We start from the raw sequence: 17730 nt of genomic DNA on the forward strand, positions 1-17730 counted from the left end.
GTGTGTCCCCGGGCTCAGGTGGAGTAGGCGCTGTTCTCGTGCACGTAGTCGGCCGTCAGGTCGTTGGTCCACACGGTGGCCTCGGCCTCTCCGGCGTTCAGGTTCGCGGTGATGGTGATCTCGCGTCCCGTCATGTCGACCAGGTCGCGGTCGTCGCCGACCGAGCCGTTGCGGCACACCCAGACGCCGTTGATCGCGACGTCCAGCCGGTCCGGGTCGAAGGCCGCGCTGGTGGTACCGATCGCCGCCAACACCCGCCCCCAGTTGGGGTCCTCGCCGTGCAGGGCACACTTGAGGAGGTTGTTGCGGGCGATCACCCGGGCGACGTCCACCGCCTCGTCCTCGGTGGCCGCGCCGGTGACCACGATCTCGATGTCCTTGCTGGCGCCCTCCGCGTCACCGATCAGCTGACGCGCCAGTTCGGCGCAGACCTGCTGCACGGCGGCGTTGAACTCGGCGGCGTCCGGGGTGACTTCGGACGCACCCGAGGCGAGCAGCAGCACCGTGTCGTTGGTGGACATGCAGCCGTCGGAGTCCACCCGGTCGAAGGTGGTGCGGGTGGCGGCGCGCAGCGCCTCGTCCAGGCCCGTACTGTCGACGACCGCATCGGTGGTGACCACGACCAGCATGGTGGCCAGGCCCGGCGCGAGCATCCCCGCGCCCTTGGCCATCCCGCCGACCGTCCAGCCGCTGCGGCTCAGTTGGGCCGTCTTGTGCACGGTGTCGGTGGTCTTGATGGCGATCGCCGCCGCCTCGCCGCCGTCCGCGGACAGCGCCTTGGCGGCCTGCTCGACACCCGGCAGCAGCACGTCCATCGGCAGTCGCACACCGATCAGACCGGTCGACACCACCGCCACCTCGCCGGCGCCGACGCCCAGTTCGGCAGCGACCTTCTCGGCGGTGGCGTGCGTGTCCTGGAAGCCACCCGCGCCCGTACAAGCGTTGGCGCCACCGGAGTTGAGCACGACTGCGGCCAACTCACCGGCCTTCAGCACCTGCTGGGACCAGAGCACCGGAGCCGCCTTCACCCGGTTGGAGGTGAAGACGCCGGCCGCGGCGTGCATGGGGCCGTCGTTGACGACCAGCGCCAGGTCCGGGGTGCCGGAGGCCTTGAGGCCGGCCGTGACCCCCGCCGCGCGGAAGCCGCCGGCCGCCGTCACGCCGACACTCTTGTGGTTACTGGTCACGGTGCGACTCCGTTCACGGGAAGGCCCAGCTCCTCGGGCAGGCCCAGGGCGATGTTCATGCTCTGCACCGCGCCGCCGGCGGTGCCCTTGACGAGGTTGTCGATCGCGCTGATCACGACGATCCGCCCGGCGTGCTCGTCCAGGGCGACCTGGACGAGGGCGGAGTTGGAGCCGTACACCGACTTGGTCTGCGGCCACTGCCCCTCGGGCAGCAGGTGGACGAACGGCTCGGCGGCGAACGCCTCGGCGTAAGCGGCCCGGACGGCCGCCGCCGTGACACCCGGCTTCGCCTTCGCCGAGCAGGTGGCCAGGATGCCCCGGGACATCGGCACCAGGGTCGGCGTGAAGGAGACCGTCACCGGCTCCCCCGCCACCGGGCTCAGGTTCTGCGACATCTCCGGCGTGTGCCGGTGACCGCCGCCGACCCCGTACGGACTGACCGAGCCCATCACCTCGCTGCCCAGCAGGTGCGTCTTGGCCGACTTGCCGGCGCCCGAGGTGCCACTCGCCGCCACGATCACGGCCTCCGGCTCGGCGAGCCGCGCCGCGTACGCGGGGAAGAGGGCGAGCGTGACGGCCGTCGGGTAGCAGCCGGGAACCGCGATCCGCTTCGTCCCCTTCAGCGCGGCCCGGTGCCCCGGCAGCTCGGGCAGGCCGTACGGCCAGGTCCCCGCATGCGCCGAGCCGTAGAACCGCTCCCAGTCCATGGCATCCTTGAGCCGGAAGTCGGCCCCGCAGTCCACCACCAGCACATCCTCACCGAGCGCCTCGGCGACGGCGGCGGACTGCCCGTGCGGCAACCCCAGGAAGACGATGTCGTGCCCCGCGAGCACCTCGGTCGTGGTCGGCTCCAGCACCCGGTCCGCCAGCGGGATCAGGTGCGGCTGCAACTCACCGAGCCTGCTCCCGGCGTTCGACCCACCGGTCAGCGCCCCGATCTCGACCTCCGGGTGCCCGAGCAGCAGCCGGAGCACCTCACCCCCGGCGTACCCGCTGGCCCCGGCGACGGCGACTCGCAATGCCATGACGTTTCCTCCTAGAACTCAGCATGAATATACGCATCCCGGAACATCCATGCAAGGCACTCCGCTCGGGAGGGGAGAGCGGCCGCTCCTGGGCCCGCTAGGTTTCCGTGGTCTGACTGACGTGCTGCCCGAGCACCGCTCGGCAGCAGGGCAGCGCCGCCACTCGTAGACACCCGGCGAGGACTACAGGACTTCGCTCGGCCACGCTCGCACGCGCTCCACTTCGTCGGCGGGCATCGGGGCTTGGATCTTGTACACGTCGCCGACCCGCAGGTTGTCCGGCGTGCTGTACTCGCCATGGGTGCCGATGACGACGATGGCGACCTCGGAATCGGGCTGCCAGAACGTTCGGTAGTACGGTGCGTTCGGCGGGCTCGCCGGGAGCTCCAGCAGGGGGACGCCGCGCCGCGCCAGCAGTCGGTGCAGCTTCTCGAACCGGAGCCTGGGGGTGAATCGCCCGTACCGGGCGCGGAGTGTCGCGTCGGCGGCCGTGCGGTCCTGGTGCGCGAGCCGGTGGACCTGCAAGGAGAAGTGGTGGCCCGACCAGGGGTGGTCGGCGCAGGCGCGCTCCCAGGAGAACTCGGTCAGCCCGTAGTCACGGCACATGGTGTGGTCGTCGAAGATATGCTCGCCGAAGTCCGACCCCAGGACCTCGGTGACGCGGTCTGGAGGGTCCGTCGGGCTCACGCCGAGCACGGTGCCGGTGGTGACGACGTCGACGTAGAACGCCAGGGAGTACGGGGTCAACTGCTGTTCCTCGATGCGGTTCGGTCAGAGGCGGTGCGCGCCGACCTGCCGAACCACTTGGGGAGTTGGGCGAGCAGCTGCTCCTGGTTGTCGCCGGCCCACGCGATGTGGCCGTCGGGGCGCAGCAGGACGGCGGGGGCGTCGAGTTGCTCGCTGACGTCGACGATGTGGTCGATGCGGTCCGTCCAGCCGGTGACCGAGAGGTGGCCGGTCTGGTCGAGGAGGAGGCCGCGGCCGGCGTGCATCAGGTCGTAGAGGCGGCCGCGCTTGAGGGTCAGGTCGCGCTGGCGGCGGCCGAGGAGGGGGTGGCCCTCGCCGAAGTCGTAGCGGACGTCGACCGCGGTGATGATGCCGGTGACGTAGCGGTTGACCTCCTCGAAGTCCATCAGCTTCGAGAAGAGCTCCCGCAGGGCGGCCGCGCCGGGGTCGGTGCCCAGCAGGACGATCTGTGCGCGGGTGTTGTCCAGGACGCTGGCGCCGATCGGGTGGCGTTCGACGTGGTAGGTGTCCAGCAGGCCTTCCGGGGCCCAGCCGTTGACCTCGGCGGCCAGCTTCCAGCCGAGGTTGAAGGCGTCCTGCACGCCTAGGTTGAGTCCCTGTCCGCCGGTCGGCGGGTGGATGTGCGCGGCGTCGCCGGCCAGCAGTGCGCGGCCGACCCGGTAGCGCTCGGCCTGTCGGGTGGCGTCACCGAACCGGGAGAGCCAGCGCGGCGAGTGGGCGCCGAAGTCGGTGCCGGCGAAGGAACGCAGCTGGTGCTTGAACTCCTCCAGGGTCGGCGCGGTCGCACGGTCCTCGGCCACGCCATCGGCGGGCACGATGATGCGGTGGGTTCCGTCCTCGTTGGGGATGACGCCGAACCGCAGCTGGGTCTTGTTGACCTCCGCGACGACGGCGGCCACCGTCTCCGGATCCTCGGTCACCTCCAGGTCGCCCAGCAGCGTTTCGACCGTGGCCGGCTCGCCGGGGAAGGCGACGCCGAGCAGCTTGCGCACCACGCTGCGGCCGCCGTCGCACCCGACGAGGTAGCGCGAGCGCAGCCGCGTGCCGTCCGCGAGCTCGACGGTCACCGCGTCCGGGTCCTGGCTGAGCCCGACCACCTCACAGCCGCGCCGGATCTCGGCGCCGAGTTCGAGGGCGTGCTCGTTGAGCAGCCGCTCGGTGACCGGTTGCAGGACGGAGAGGCCGTACGGGTGCGCCGTGTCGAGCCGGTCCGGCCAGTCCTTGTGGACGCCGCCGAAGAAGCCACCGATCCGGAACTTCTCACTGACCGCGAGGAACCGGTCCAGCAGGCCGCGCTGGTCCATCAGTTCGACGCTGCGCGTGTGCAGGCCACGCCCGCGGGCGTGCACGGTCGGCTCGGCCGACTTCTCCAGCACGACGACGTGCACACCGTGCAGCCGCAACTCGCCGGCGAGCATCAAGCCGGTCGGCCCGCCGCCGACCACGATCACGTCAATCATCACAAGCCCATTCGCCGAGTCTGGATTGCAGCCGGCCGCTCCGCACCGAGGCCGAGAGCCAGGGCACGAGAGCGAGGTGACAGAAGGACAGGCGCTGGCCCTGGCCAACCATTCTGGGGCACGAGCGGGCCCGTGTCAGGGGAGCAACCACTCCTGGGACGTGTTGCCCGGGGTGCAGGCGACGACGGTGACGGGCTTGCCGACGCCGTTGTCGGTCAGGCAGTTCTGCCCCCCGGAGTCCTTGATGGTGTAGCTGCCGGTGGCGGTGGCGGCAGTCGTCCAGGCTGTGGCGACGTCGTTGAAGGAGGCGAGTTCGACGCCGGGCGGCGAGCCGTCGAAGGTGAGGATCTCGGCGAGGGCCGGGTCGCTGCGGTCGCAGACGTTGAAGCGCTGGAACGCGTCCGCCCAGTGCACCCAGCCGTAGGCGGTGGTTGCGCCGGTGACCACCCTGGTGCCGCCGGCCAGGCTGTCCGCGGCCAGGCCCAGCTTCTGCCGGTCGCCGACGTTGACGATCGCGCCCCAACCGGCGCCGCCGCAGCCTGCGGGGGCTGCCGGACCCGGTGCGGGTGCGGGCGCTGACGTGGGGGTGGAGGCAGTCGGCCGGGCCGCGGCTGTCGTGGGGGCCGCCGGGGCGCCCTGGCCCGGCGCGTTGCCGCCGCCCTGCGGGGCGGTCACCGGTTGACCGCCCGAGCCGGACGTCGTTCCACCGCCGCCACCACTGCCGGCACCGCCACCGCCGGCCGGCGGGACCGCGCCGCTGCCGGGCGGCGCAGCAGCCGAGGCCGGCGGGCCGCCCGGCGCCGACGCACTCGCCGCCCCCGGGGTCGAGGGCGCGGCCGCGCCAGGCGACGTCGGCGCCGCGGAGCTCGGCACCCCGGAGGCCGCCGAAGACGCGCCGCCGCTCAACGGACCGGAGACGGCGACGACGGGTCGCGAGCCGGACGGGCTCGCGTCGGAGCGGAACGGGCTCGGATCGATCAATAGGACCGTACCGACGCCCGCGGTGATGGTGCACGGGATGATCACGGGGATCAGCAACCGGCGCCAGTCGCGCCGCAGGCGCGGCTTCTCCGCGGCCACCAGGGTCTTCACCAGCGGAGGTTCGACGGGAGCGGTCGCCGCCGCCGGCGGCGCAGACCCGGGTTCCGTGGTCTCGTCCGGGGCGGCCGAAACCAGCCGGATCGTCGTACTGTCGGCCGGGACGCTCATCGCGGGCCCGGCGCTCGGCGCTGTGCCGGAGGCGCGGCGGGCGGCGGCCGCCATCACGGCGGCGCTGGTGAAACGGTCCTCGGGCTGCTTGGCCAGCGCCTTGGCGACCAGCTCGCGCACCGGCTCCGGAAAGGCGTCGGGGAGCGCGGGCGCGGGCTGCCGGATGTGCTTGAGCACGATCTCCAGCGCCGTCTCACCGGTGAACGGCGGCTCGCCGGTGAGCATTTCGTAGCAGAGGACACCCATCGAGTAGAGGTCGGACGACGGTATCGACGAGGCGCCCTCGGCCCGCTCGGGGGCGACGTAGAGCGCGGTGCCGAGGATCGCGTTCGACGAGGTGATCCTCGTACCGGCGGCGGCGCTGGCGATGCCGAAGTCGGTCACCACCACCCGGCCGTCGTCGCGCAGCATCAGGTTCGACGGCTTGATGTCGCGGTGCACGATCTGGCGCCGGTGCGCGACGTGCAGCGCGTCGAGCGCCTGGGCGACCAGGCCGAGGGCCTGGTCGGCCGCCATCGGCCCGCCCTCCGCCAGGACTTCGTCCAGCGGTCGGCCGGTGATCAGCTCCATGACGATGTAGGCCACCCGGGTCACCGAACCGCCGGTGCTCTCACCGTAGTCGTAGACCTCCACGATGCCGGGGTGGTTGACCGCGGCCAGCAGTTTGGCCTCACGCCGGAAGCGCTCCATGAACGCGGCGTCGTCCAGGAGCGACGGCAGCAGGATCTTGACGGCGACCTGGCGCTCCAACACGCCGTCGTCCGCGCACCAGACCTCGCCCATCGCCCCGCCGCCGAGCCGCTCGGTCAACCGGTACCGGTCCCCGAGCACCGTCCCCCGATCCCACATCCCCGTCCCCACCGTCCCCCTCATCGCGCCCGACGCTCCAGATTGTCGGATCACGATCAGAGTGTGCCAGACCCGGTTGGGGGCAGGGCGTCAGGTCCTGACGGAGCGCAGGATCACGAACTTCGGGTCGCTGGTGACGACCTCGCAGTTGCCGAAGAGCCGCCGCAGCTTGACGTGGTAGCCGAGGTGCCGGTTGCCGATGACCCAGAGCTCGCCGCCGGGGCGCAGGACATCGCGGGAGCCGGTGAACATCCGCCAGGCCGTCGCGTCGGTGGTCGCCTGGTGGGTGTGGAACGGCGGGTTGTTGAGCACCAGGTCGACCGAGCCGGCCGGCACGCCGGACAGCCCGTCGCCCACCAGGAACTCGGCGGACGCGTCCACGGGTGCGTTGGCCCGGAAGGTGGCCTCGGCCGAGGCCACCGCCTGGTAGGACTCGTCGATGAAGGTGAGTTCGGCGCGCGGGTTGGCCAGGGCGGCGGCCGTGCCGACCACGCCGTTGCCGCAGCCGAGGTCGACGACGCGCTCGCGTCCCCGGCGGGTCTGCGGGAGGTTGCGCAGGAAGAACCTGGTCCCGATGTCCAGGCGTTCGGCGCAGAAGGTGCCGGCGTGGTTGGTGACGGTCAGGCCGGAGGCGACGCCGATGTCGTCGGGCAGCGGGTAGCTGTGCGGCCACGGGCTGGGGGTGCGGGGCAGCCGGGGGTCGGGCGTGCAGAAGATCAGCCGGGCCTTCTTCTCCGCCAGCGACGTCCGGGTCGGACCGATGATCCGCTCGAAGAGCTTGAGCGTCGAGGTGTGGATCTCGGTGACCATGCCGGTGGCGACGACGACGGTGCCGGCGTGCACGCCCGGTGCGAGGCGGTGCAGTTGGTCCTCCAGGAGCGCGAGGCTCTTGGGGACGCGGATCAGCAGGACGTCGATCGGGCCGGGCGGGGTGTCCCTGGTCGAGAGCAGCCGTACCGCGTCCTCGTCGATGCCGTTGCGCGCCAGGTTCGCCCGGGTCGCCTGGCGGGCCAGGAACGAGTCGGTGATCTGCACGGGACGGGCCGGGCCGGCGAGCGCGGTGGCCAGAGCGCCCCAACGGTCGCCGACCAGGACGACGGTGCCCGACAGGTCGACGGCGTCGGTGAGGTCAACGGCGGCGGCGACGACGTCGGAGGCGGCGGCGGCGGTATCGGTGTCGACGGCCGGTTCCGGTCCGGCTTGCGCTCCCGCGAGGTGTCGCAGCAGGTAGGCGTCGGCGGCATCCCAGGCGCGGAGCGCGTCGCGCGGGTCCTCGGGGAAACGGGCGAGGTCGAAGGCACCCCAGGACGTCGTGAAACTGTTCATCGTCCGCTCAGGTTACCTGGTCGGGGCCGCCTGACCGTGCGGCAGGAAGGGTGTTGCGCCACCCCCGACACGGACTGTCGGAGCCCTGCGGTACGTTGGCACGACCTTCAAGAGAAGGCAAAGAAAAATGGCGTGCGCAACCACGGAAGCCTGTGTTTCGCTGTCTCCCCGTGCCGGCGCCATCCCTCAGGAGAGCCCCCATCAACACCGTGATACGCAGCACCGTTCGAGCCACCCTGGTTGCCGCCGCCTGCACCTCCGTCCTCGCCGCGGGCCTGACGGCCTGTGGCGCCGTCAAGCAGCTCAGTGCCGCCCAGAAGGTGTCGGACGCGTTCGGCAAGCTGGGCGCCGGCAAGTCCTTCAGCGCCAAGCTGTCGCTGGACGCGTCGGCCGCCCAGATCATGGCCTACGGCAGCGCGACCGGCGAGAAGATCGAGCAGAAGAACGCCGACGCGCTGTCCGGGCTGGGCATCGCCGTCGCGCTGAGCTCCGACAAGCCGCTGAAGGACCTCGCCACGCCGACCGCCGGAACCGGCGGCGCGGGGCTCTCCGCCGACAAGTCGGTCAACCTCTCCTACACCGTGACGGGCAACGGCGGAGCCTCGCTCGTCGAGATGCGCCAGCTCGGCGGTGACGTCTACCTGCACGCGGACGTCGCCGGGATCACCAAGATGATGGGTGCGGACCCGGCGAAGGTCCAGGCGACCTCGGCCGAGCTCCCGGACACCCTGAAGGTGGTCAAGGACGCCCTGGCCGGCCAGTGGATCTCGCTCGACCCGAAGACCGCCGCGGACTTCGGCAAGGGCCTCGCCGGCAACCTGCCCAAGGACGGCGCGCAGCCGTCCGCGCAGCCGTCCGCGCTGCCGTCGATGGACCCCAAGACCGCGCAGAACCTGCTGAACACCGTCAAGGACGTGCTGTCCCGCAACGCCACCTTCACGGACAAGGGCAAGACGGACGGCGCCGAGCACATCGTGGTCAGCGCGCCGTCGCGGCAGCTCGCGAACGATCTGCTGAAGTCGGTCCCCTCGGTCCCCTCGGTCGTCAAGGACATTCCGGGCCTGGCCAAGCTGCCCGCCACGGCCCCCGCCGACCTGCCCGACCGCACCTTCGCCATGGACCTGTACCTCAAGGACGGGACGGTCTCCTCGATCGGCTTCGACCTGGCACAGCTGGACAAGAAGTCCACGCCGAACGTCCACCTGCCGGTGAAGGTCGCCTTCGGCACCGACACCCCCACCCTCCAGGTGCCGGCCGGCGCCACCGCCGTCACCGCCGCGGACCTGAAGAACATCATGGCGATGTTCGCGCCGAAGGCCCTGGGGGCCGCCGGCGGGCACATGACCCCGGCGGCGGCGCTGACCGACGCCCAGGTCAAGGAGCTGATGGCGGACGGTCTGACCGCCGATGACATCAAGTCGGCCACCGAGGCGGGCCTCGGCTACGACCAGATCAAGAGCCTGCTCGGCGGCGCCGGGGCCTGACCTCCCGGCAGCAGCGCGCCCCTTCCCCCGCACTCGGGGGGAGGGGCGCGCTGCTGTTCGGGGGCGGTGCTGTTCGGGGCCGTGCTGTTCGGGGCCGTGCTGTTCGGGGCCGTGCTGTTCGGGGCCGTGCTGTTCGGGGCAGCGACACGGGCCCAGGAGCGGCGGTGGCGCGGCGATCGCTGCCAGGATCGGTCCGTGGCACTCCGTCACCAGTCGAGGAGAGCGGAAGGCAGGGCCCGTGCGCGACGGTGGATTCTCCGGGACCAGGCTGGCGCGGATGCGCGACACCCTGGCGTGGCACGTCGGGCCCGGCGGGGTGCCCGGGCTGGTCGCGGTGGTGGCCCGGCGCGGCGAGGTCCACGTCGAGACGCTCGGTGTGCGGGCGCTCGGCGGGCCGCCGGTGGAACGGGACACGATCTTCCGGGTCTCCTCGATGACCAAGCCGGTCACCGCCGTCGCGGCGATGATCCTGGTCGAGGAGTGCCGGCTGCGGCTGGACGATCCGGTGGACCGGCTGCTGCCCGAGCTGGCCGACCGCCGGGTCCTGCGCAGCCTGGACGCACCGCTCGACGACACCGTCCCCGCGCACCGGCCGATCACCCTGCGCGACCTGCTGACGTTCCGGATGGGCTTCGGCATCGTGATGGCCCGCCCCGGCACGTACCCGATCCAACGAGCCGCCGACGAGCTGGAGTTGGGCCAGGGCCCGCCGCAGCCGTCGGTACCGCCGGAGCCGGACGAGTGGATCCGGCGGCTCGGGACGCTGCCGCTGATCCACCAGCCGGGCGAGCGGTGGATGTACAACACCGGCTCGGACGTCCTCGGCGTGCTGATCGCGCGCGCCTCGGGGCAACCGTTCGAGACCTTCCTGCGCGAACGGGTGCTGGACCCGCTCGGCATGCGGGACACCGGCTTCTCGGTACCGGCCGACCAACTGCACCGGCTGGCCACCAGCTACGCGCCCGACCCCGAGACCGGGAGCCTGGTGGTCTCCGACGAGGCGGTCGGCGGCGCCTGGAGCCGGCCGCCGGCGTTCCCCTCCGGCGGCGGGGGCCTGGTCTCCACCGCCGACGACTTCCTCGCCTTCGGCCGGATGATGCTGGGGAAGGGCCGGTACGGCGCCGAGCGGATCCTCTCCCGGCCCTCGGTCGAGACCATGGTCACCGACCAGCTGACAGCGGCGCAGAAGGCGGGCTCCGCGCTGTTCCCCGGCTCCTTCGACAGCCACGGCTGGGGCTTCGGCCTGTCGGTGGTCACCCGGCGGACCGACCCGGCCGAGCCGGTCGGGCGGTTCGGCTGGGACGGCGGCCTCGGCACCTCCTGGTGCACCGATCCGAGCGAGGAGCTGGTCACCGTCCTGCTGACCCAGCGGAACTGGACCTCGCCCAACCCGCCGGACGTCTGCCGCGACTTCTGGACCTCGGCCTACCAGGCGATCGACGACTAGGAGCTGTACGACAGCAGGAGGTTCACGTCGCCGAACTCGTGCCACAGGTAGCGGTGGGCGATCGCCTCTGTGTAGCAGAGGTCGAGCAGCGGGCGGCCGGCGATCGCCTCCAGCATCAGCAGGTGGGAGGCGCGCGGCTCGTGCCAGCCGGTGAGGAGTCCGTCCACGAGGCGGACGCCGCGCTCGGGGGTGACGACCAGGTCCGTCCAGCCGTCGGCGGCGTGCGGGCGTCCGTCGGGGCCGACGGCGGACTCCAGGGCGCGGACGGCGGTGGTGCCGACCGCGATGACCCGGCCGCCGACCGCGCGGACGTGCTCGACCAGCCGGGCGGTCGACTCCGGGACGCGGAACCGCTCGGCGTACGGGGCCTCGTGGGCCTCCGGGGAGGCGACGCCGGTGTGCAACGTGATCGGCGCGACCAGGACGCCGCGCGCGACCAGCGCACTGACCAGCTGCGCGGTGAACGGGCGGGCCGCGCTGGGCATTTCGCTGCTGCCCGGCTCGCTGGCGAAGACCGTCTGGTAGGCGGAGAGCGGCCAGTCCCGGTCGACGTAGCCGTAGCGGATGGCCTTGCCGTGCCGGGCCAGGTAGTCCGGCAGCGGCTGCGGCAGGGCGAGCCGGGCGTACCAGAGGCGCGCGGTGAACGCCCTGGTCAGCACGGCGCGGGCGCCGTCCGGCAGGGTGAGCGGCAGACCGGGGCGGGCCGGGCTCTCGGCCGGACGGAAGTACTGCGCGGCGGCAGCGTCGAAGTCGGAGTCGGCGCCCCGGGCCGCCGGGCGGCGGAGCTCGACGAGATGGGTTCCGCGCGGGTCCGGGTGGGCCGAGGAGAGGTGCAGCACGACGGGCGTGCCGTCGGGGAGCCGGGCGGGCAGGGCGGCCGGCAGGGTGGCCGAGTTGTTGACGACCAGCAGGTCGCCCGGGCGCAGCACGGCCGGCAGGTCGGTGAAGCGGCGGTGCTCGACCGTGGGGGAACCGTCCCCGCGGCCGACCAGCATGCGCACGCCGTCGCGGGCCAGGCCGCGCGCCTCGGCGGGCGCGTGGGCAGAGAGCTCCGGCGGGACGGTGAAGTCGAAGCCGGGGGTCTGCGTGGCGGCGCGCATCTCAGCCCACCGCCGCGGCGAGCAGGTCGGCGGCGCGGTAGCGGCCGGAGGCCGGACGGTCACGCAGCAGGGCACGGAAGGCCGGGACGACGGTCTGCGGCAGCGGCCGGTCCGAGATGTCCTCGCCGGGGAAGGCCTCCTGGTGCATCCGGGTGCGCAGGTCGCCGGGGTCGACCGTCCAGACGCGCAGTCCCGGTTCCTCGACGGCGAGCACCGCGCAGGCGTGGTCGAGCGCGGCCTTGCTCGCGCCGTAGCCGCCCCAGCCGGCGTACGCCTCGACGGCGGCGTCCGAGCTGATGGCGAGCATCGCACCATCGTGCGAACGGAGTTGGGGCAGCAGCAGCTGGGTGAGCGCGATCGGACCGAGGACGTTGACCTCGAAGGTCTCCAGCAGGCCGGGCAGCGGGAATTCGGCGAGCGCGGGCAGGGCGGCGCCGGCGAGGTCGTAGCCGGTCAGCGTGGAGGCGTTGTTGACCAGCAGCGCGGCGCCGCCCAGCCGGTCGGCGGCCGCGGCGAGGTCGGCGCGGTGGTCGTCGTCGACCACCGATCCGGCCAGCGCGATCACGGTCGTCAGCCGGCTCAACCGGGATTCGACTGCGGAGAGTTCGGCCGCGCCACGGGCGGTGATCACCAGCTGCCAGCCGTCCTCGGCCAGGAACCGGGCGAGCTCGAGGCCAAGGCCCCGGGAGGCACCGGTGACGACGGCGACGGGGTGGGCGGGGGGCGGCTGCGGGGTGTCAGTGGTGTTCATACCTGCACTCTCCCTCCGCACATGCGGACGGTGGATCGGCCGGGAGCAGCGCCGCGGCGGGGCCTTTCGGCGTAGGACGCCCCGACGAGGCCGGCTCCACCTTCCGACCCAGGACCCAAGGTCACGGCCGCGCCGGCCACCGCCGGCGCAGCCCCGGTCGCCACCCCCGCTCTCGCCTCGGCACGCTGACCCCGCGCTTCGACTACATTCCCTCCTGACCTGCGCGGGTGCTGCCCGGCCCGGCGGGCCGGGCAGCACCCCCGGAGGGCTGGCGCGCGGACGGCCGGTGGGGCCAGAGTGGCGTCATGCAGACACCACTGTCCGTCATGGACTTCTTGAACAGAGCCGAAATGGTCTACGGGGACCGGATCGGAATTGTCGACGAGCCCGTTCAACCCGCCGAGCCCTGGGGCGAGCTGAGCTACCGACGGATCGCCCAACTCGCCCGCGCACAGGCGGCGGGCCTCGACCGGCTCGGCATCGGCAAGGGCGAGCGGGTCGCGATCGTCTCGCACAACTCGGCCCGGCTGATGACCGCGCTCTTCGGGGTCAGCGGCTACGGGCGGGTGCTGGTGCCGATCAACTTCCGGCTGAAGGCCGAGGAGGTCGCGTACATCGTCGAGCAGAGCGGCGCGACCCTGCTGCTGGTGGACCCCGAGCTGGACGAGGCGCTGGCCGGGGTGCCGTGCGCCCGCCGGTACGTGCTGGGCGCCGAGAGCGACGCCGAGCTGTACGACTTCGAGCACGAGCCGGTGCGCTACGAGATCGACGAGAACGACACCGCCACGATCAACTTCACCAGCGGAACCACCGCGCGCCCCAAGGGCGTTCAGCTCACCCACCGCAACTGCTGGCTGAATGCGACGCTGATGGCGCTGCACTTCGGGGCGAACGATCGCGATGTGTACCTGCACACCTTGCCGATGTTCCACGCCAACGGTTGGGGGATGCCGTTCGGCCTGACCGGGCTGGGCGCCCAGCACATCGTGCTGCGCAAGGTGGACGGCGCCGAGATCCTGCGCCGGGTGGAACGCCACGGGGTGACCTTCCTGTGCGGCGCCCCGGCGGTGTGCGCGGCGGTGCTGGACGCGGCGGCCGACTGGGAGGGGCCGGTCCCCGGGCGCGACCGGGTGCGGATCATCGTGGCCGGCGCGCCGCCGCCGACCAGCGTGATCCAGCGCATGGAGACCGAGCTGGGCTGGGAGTTCATGCAGATCTACGGCCTGACCGAGACCTCCCCGATCGCCACGGTGAACCGCACCCGCGCCGAGTGGGACGACCTGCCGGCCGCCGAGCGCGCCGAGAAGCTGGTCCGCGCGGGCGCCCCGGCGCTGGGCACCGAGCTGCGGGTGGACGACGAGGGCGAGGTGCTGATCCGCTCCAACACCGTCCTGACCAGCTACTGGGAGCGGCCGGACGAGACCGACGCCGCGCTGAAGGACGGCTGGTTCCATACCGGGGACGGCGGGACGCTGGAGGACGGCTACCTGACCATCTCGGACCGGAAGAAGGACGTGATCATCACCGGCGGCGAGAACGTCAGCTCGATCGAGGTGGAGGACGTGCTCTACGACCACCCGGACGTGGCCGAGGTCGCGGTGATCGGCGTGCCGGACCAGAAGTGGGGCGAGACCATCAAGGCGCTGGTCGTCCTCAAGCCGGGGCGCAGCACCGACGAGGCCGCGCTGATCGCGCACTGCAAGGCGCGGATGGCCGGCTACAAGTCCCCCACCACGGTGGAGTTCCGGGACGCCCTGCCGCGCACCACCACCGGCAAGCTGCAGAAGTTCCGCCTGCGCGAGCCGTACTGGGCCGGCCGCTCACGCACCGTCAACTGATCCGTCGATCCCGAGGGAGTTCCACCATGCCCGATGTCCACGACCTGATCACCGACCTGGCCGAGGAGGGCGCCGGACTCGACGCCCTGGTGGCCGACTTGACGGCCGACGGCTGGGCCACCGAGACCTCCGCCCCCGGCTGGACGATCAGCCACCAGGTCTCGCACCTGGCCTGGACGGACGCCTGGGCGCTGCGCGCGCTGCGCGATCCGGAGGGCTTCGAGGCCGCCGGCCGGGCCGCCTTCGCCAAGCTCGACAACATCGTCGACGAGGGTGCCGAGGCGGGCGCCCGGCGTCCGCACGGCGAGGTGCTGGCCGACTGGCGGGCCGGACGGGCCGAGCTGGCAGTCGAGTTGGCGAAGGCCGACCCCGGTACCAAGATGCCCTGGTTCGGCCCGCCGATGAAGCCGATCTCGATGGCCACCGCGCGGATCATGGAGACCTGGGCGCACGGCGAGGACGTCGCCGACGCGCTCGGCGTGGTCCGCGCGCCGACGGCCCGGCTGCGGCACATCGCCCATCTGGGCTTCCGTACCGTGCCGTTCGCCTTCATGGCCAACCGGCTGCCTGCACCCGAGGCTGCATTGCGCGTGGAACTCACCAGCCCTGACGGCGAGTTGTGGGCCTGGGGACCGGAGGACGCGGAAAACCGGATCACCGGACCGGCGCTGGACTTCTGCCTGCGGGTCACCCAGCGCCGGCACCCGGCCGACCTGGCACTGACGGCGGTCGGTCCGGTGGCCGTCGCCTGGTTGCCGATCGCCCAGGTCTTCGCCGGTCCGCCGGGAGAGGGCCGGGCGGCCACCGGCGCGTGAGTGCCGGGGCGGCTGACACCCCGCCTCAGGGGGTGTCAGCCGCTCCTCCCCCGCCGCTTCTCCCCAGCCCGCCGAGCAGCAGCCGCAGCGCGAGCTCGAAGCCGCGCTCGTCCAGCCCGCCCGGCCCGCCGCCGCGTTCCGCCGACGCCTCCAGGGCCCCGGCCAGCGCCGGATAGTGCGGCCGGTAGTCGGCCGCCGGCCGGGCGAAGCCCTCGGTGAAGGTCTCCAGCGCCGACCCCAGCACCAGGTAGTCCAGCGCGGCCGCCGCCTCTGCGGCGTCCGCCGGCGCGAGCCCGGCCGCGACGAGCGCGCCGAGCAGTTTGTCGTAGCCCAGCAGCTGCCGCGTCGCCTCCACCCGGCGCCGGGCCAGCAGGGCGATGGTGTTGGGGTGACGCAGGAAGACCTGCCGGTAGCCCCGGGCGTACCGGGCCACCGCCTCGCGCCAGTCGTCGGCCGACTCCCCCGCGCGGCGCTCCAGCGGGGCGTGGTCGATCTCGGCGTTGACCAGTTCGGCGAGCGCGTCCAGCAGGTCGTCCTTGCTCCCCACGTGGTTGTAGAGCGAGGCGGCCTTCACCCCCAGCCGCTCGGCCAGCGCGCGCATGGTGAGCCCGCCGGGGCCGTTCTCGTCGACCACCGCCAGCGCCGCTCCGGCGATGATGTCCCTGCTCAGCAGGTTCCTGACCGGTCGCCCCACGCCCTGCCCCGCTTCTCGCCCGCTGTCGCCGTCCCACTGCCGGCCGTCGCCGTCGGCGCAAGGTTACAGCCCGGTGTCGGCCCTTCCGTTTACCTGGGTGACCCGGCTACGGTTCCCGACTAACTAAGTTAGTTTTCCCTCACACCCCCACGTCACAGCAAGGCGGACGCATATGAGCGAGCACTCCCCGCGCAGACCCGCAGACGGCGGAGCGGCCGACGACAGCGAGCGACTGGCAGCCCTCGGCTACCGCCAGGAGCTGCGCCGCAGCCTCGGCGTCCTCGGGAACATCGCGATGGGCTTCGCGGTCGTCTCCCCCGTGGTGGGCCTCTACGCGGTCGCCCAGGTCGGGATGAGCATCGACGGCGGGGCCTGGGTCTGGGCGCTGCCGATCTGCCTGCTCGGCCAGGCGCTGGTGGTCTGCGTCTACTCCGAACTCGCCTCGCAGTGGCCGCTGGCCGGCGGCGCCTACCAGTGGACCCGGCGGCTGGCCAACCCCTCGTTCGCCTGGATGAGCGGCTGGCTCTGGCAGTTCGCCGTGATGTTCGCCAACACCACGGTCGCCTACCTCGCCTCACCATGGGTCTTCGCACTGTTCGGCGCGACCCCGACGCCCGCCCAACTGGTGCTGGTCTCAGCCGTCTTCACGATGCTCTGCGCCCTGGTCAACGCCTACGGGATCAACCTGCTGCGCTGGTTCGTCTCACTGGGGATCGCCGCCGAGGCCATCGCCTCGGTGCTGGTCGGGGTCTCTCTGCTGCTCTTCTTCCGCAAGCACGGCTTCTCGCTGCTCACCGACACCCTCGGCGCCCCCGCCGCCGCCCACACCGGCGGCCTGATGGCCTTCCTCGCCGTGATCGCGGTCGGCGGCTGGGCGTTCATCGGCTTCGACGCCTGCGTCTCCACCGCCGAGGAGACCAAGGACGCGGGCCGCCAGGTGCCGCGCGCCATGTGGTACGCGCTGCTCAGCGTGGGCACGGTGGTCATCCTGAACGCCGTCGCGGTGGCGCTGGCCCACCCGAACCCGGCGGACGTGGTCTCCGGCAGGGACCTCGACCCGGTCACCACCGCCGTCACCAGCTCCTTCGGCGACTGGTCGGCCAAGCCGTTCGTCGTCGTGGTGCTGGTCAGCTTCACCGCCTGCCTGATGGCCTCGCAGGGCGGCGCGGCGCGCGGGCTCTACTCGCTGGCCCGGGACGGGGTCTTCCCGTTCTCCGCCAGGGTGCGCAGGGTCAACAAGCACCAGGCCCCGATCGGCGGGCTGGTCGCGGCCACCGTGATCAGCTGCGCGGCGCTGCCGCTCGGCCTGAAGAGCACCGCGATGGGCAGCCTGATCACCTTCGGCAGCGCCGCGACCTTCCTGCCGTTCTTCCTGCTCACCCTCGCCGCGCTGATCGCCCGGGTGCGCGGCACCTGGCGCCCGGCCGGCGCGGTCTCGTACGGCCGGGCGGGGACGGTGCTGAACGCACTGGCCGTGCTCTGGACCGGACTCGAGGTGCTGAACATCTGCTGGCCGCGGGCGATCCTGGCACCGCCCGGCGCACCCTGGTACCAGGTCTGGGCGGCCCTGCTCGGGGTGGGCACGGTCAGCCTGGCCGGCCTCGGCTACCTGCTGCTGCGCCGCCCGCAGGACCTGATGCGGGAGACGAACGCCGCCTCCACCGAGGAGCCGGCACCCGCGCCGGCCTGAGCCGGTCGGTCTGCACCGTCATGCGTCGATGGCCGGGCCCCCCTTGGGCCCGGCCATCGACGCATGACACCCTGTACATGACGTGCTCATCACATGTTCCACGCGTCG

14 protein-coding genes are annotated in these 17730 nt (G+C 72.5%); 5 read left to right on the plus strand and 9 right to left on the minus strand.

Translation table 11 applies throughout. From position 1 onward, the window contains the following. Positions 1–14 precede the first annotated feature (14 nt). From argJ to BS80_RS10830, 6 genes are all read right to left on the minus strand, one after another. Complete coding sequence (gene argJ / locus BS80_RS10805; RefSeq protein ID WP_035795922.1) at positions 15–1187, minus strand: bifunctional glutamate N-acetyltransferase/amino-acid acetyltransferase ArgJ; 1173 nt, start codon at positions 1185–1187, stop codon at positions 15–17. Continuing rightward, entirely contained in the window at positions 1184–2212 is a 1029-nt protein-coding gene (gene argC / locus BS80_RS10810) for an N-acetyl-gamma-glutamyl-phosphate reductase (protein WP_035795925.1), read from the minus strand. Before argC ends, argJ begins: the two co-directional genes overlap by 4 nt. A gap of 183 nt (positions 2213–2395) precedes the next feature. After that, positions 2396–2959, minus strand: coding sequence for a hypothetical protein (locus BS80_RS10815; RefSeq protein ID WP_035795928.1), 564 nt, complete (start codon positions 2957–2959; stop codon positions 2396–2398). Then, positions 2956–4419 (minus strand): rifampin monooxygenase, encoded by a 1464-nt coding sequence (gene rox, locus BS80_RS10820; RefSeq protein ID WP_051966452.1) that lies wholly within the window; start codon positions 4417–4419, stop codon positions 2956–2958. The genes BS80_RS10815 and rox overlap by 4 nt, the downstream gene beginning before the upstream one ends. A 135-nt stretch (positions 4420–4554) precedes the next feature. Then, positions 4555–6459 (minus strand): serine/threonine-protein kinase, encoded by a 1905-nt coding sequence (locus BS80_RS37605; protein ID WP_051966453.1) that lies wholly within the window; start codon positions 6457–6459, stop codon positions 4555–4557. Between the two features lie 108 nt (positions 6460–6567). Further along, positions 6568–7803 (minus strand): methyltransferase, encoded by a 1236-nt coding sequence (locus BS80_RS10830; protein WP_035795934.1) that lies wholly within the window; start codon positions 7801–7803, stop codon positions 6568–6570. 209 nt (positions 7804–8012) lie between these two features. On the opposite strand from BS80_RS10830, the gene BS80_RS10835 reads away from it, so the two are divergent. After that, entirely contained in the window at positions 8013–9287 is a 1275-nt protein-coding gene (locus BS80_RS10835; protein ID WP_035795936.1) for a hypothetical protein, read from the plus strand. A gap of 277 nt (positions 9288–9564) precedes the next feature. Further along, entirely contained in the window at positions 9565–10734 is a 1170-nt protein-coding gene (locus BS80_RS10840; RefSeq protein WP_051966593.1) for a serine hydrolase domain-containing protein, read from the plus strand. On the opposite strand, the gene BS80_RS10845 is transcribed toward BS80_RS10840, so the two are convergent. Then, positions 10731–11834: an S-adenosylmethionine:tRNA ribosyltransferase-isomerase gene (locus BS80_RS10845; RefSeq protein WP_035795942.1), complete on the minus strand. Its 1104-nt coding sequence runs from the start codon at positions 11832–11834 to the stop codon at positions 10731–10733. The two genes, BS80_RS10840 and BS80_RS10845, sit on opposite strands and share 4 nt — an antisense overlap. A 1-nt stretch (position 11835) precedes the next feature. Then, positions 11836–12585, minus strand: a complete 750-nt coding sequence (locus BS80_RS10850) for an SDR family NAD(P)-dependent oxidoreductase (RefSeq protein ID WP_035795945.1) — start codon at positions 12583–12585, stop codon at positions 11836–11838. A 305-nt stretch (positions 12586–12890) separates the two neighbouring features. On the opposite strand from BS80_RS10850, the gene BS80_RS10855 reads away from it, so the two are divergent. Continuing rightward, on the plus strand, positions 12891–14423 hold the full coding sequence (locus BS80_RS10855; protein ID WP_035795947.1) for an AMP-binding protein: 1533 nt from the start codon (positions 12891–12893) through the stop codon (positions 14421–14423). 26 nt (positions 14424–14449) lie between these two features. Next, positions 14450–15238, plus strand: coding sequence for a TIGR03084 family metal-binding protein (locus tag BS80_RS10860; RefSeq protein WP_035795949.1), 789 nt, complete (start codon positions 14450–14452; stop codon positions 15236–15238). Positions 15239–15263: 25 nt separating this feature from the next. Here BS80_RS10860 and BS80_RS10865 read toward each other — a convergent pair whose 3' ends face one another. Then, a complete protein-coding gene (locus BS80_RS10865) occupies positions 15264–15932 on the minus strand; it encodes a TetR/AcrR family transcriptional regulator (RefSeq protein ID WP_051966454.1) in 669 nt (222 codons plus the stop codon). A gap of 172 nt (positions 15933–16104) precedes the next feature. Here BS80_RS10865 and BS80_RS10870 point away from each other — a divergent pair, with 172 nt between their 5' ends. Next, positions 16105–17622, plus strand: coding sequence for an APC family permease (locus tag BS80_RS10870; protein WP_035795952.1), 1518 nt, complete (start codon positions 16105–16107; stop codon positions 17620–17622). The last annotated feature ends 108 nt before the right edge of the window (positions 17623–17730 follow it).

The organism is Kitasatospora mediocidica KCTC 9733 (assembly GCF_000744225.1).
Lineage (GTDB): Bacteria > Actinomycetota > Actinomycetes > Streptomycetales > Streptomycetaceae > Kitasatospora > Kitasatospora mediocidica.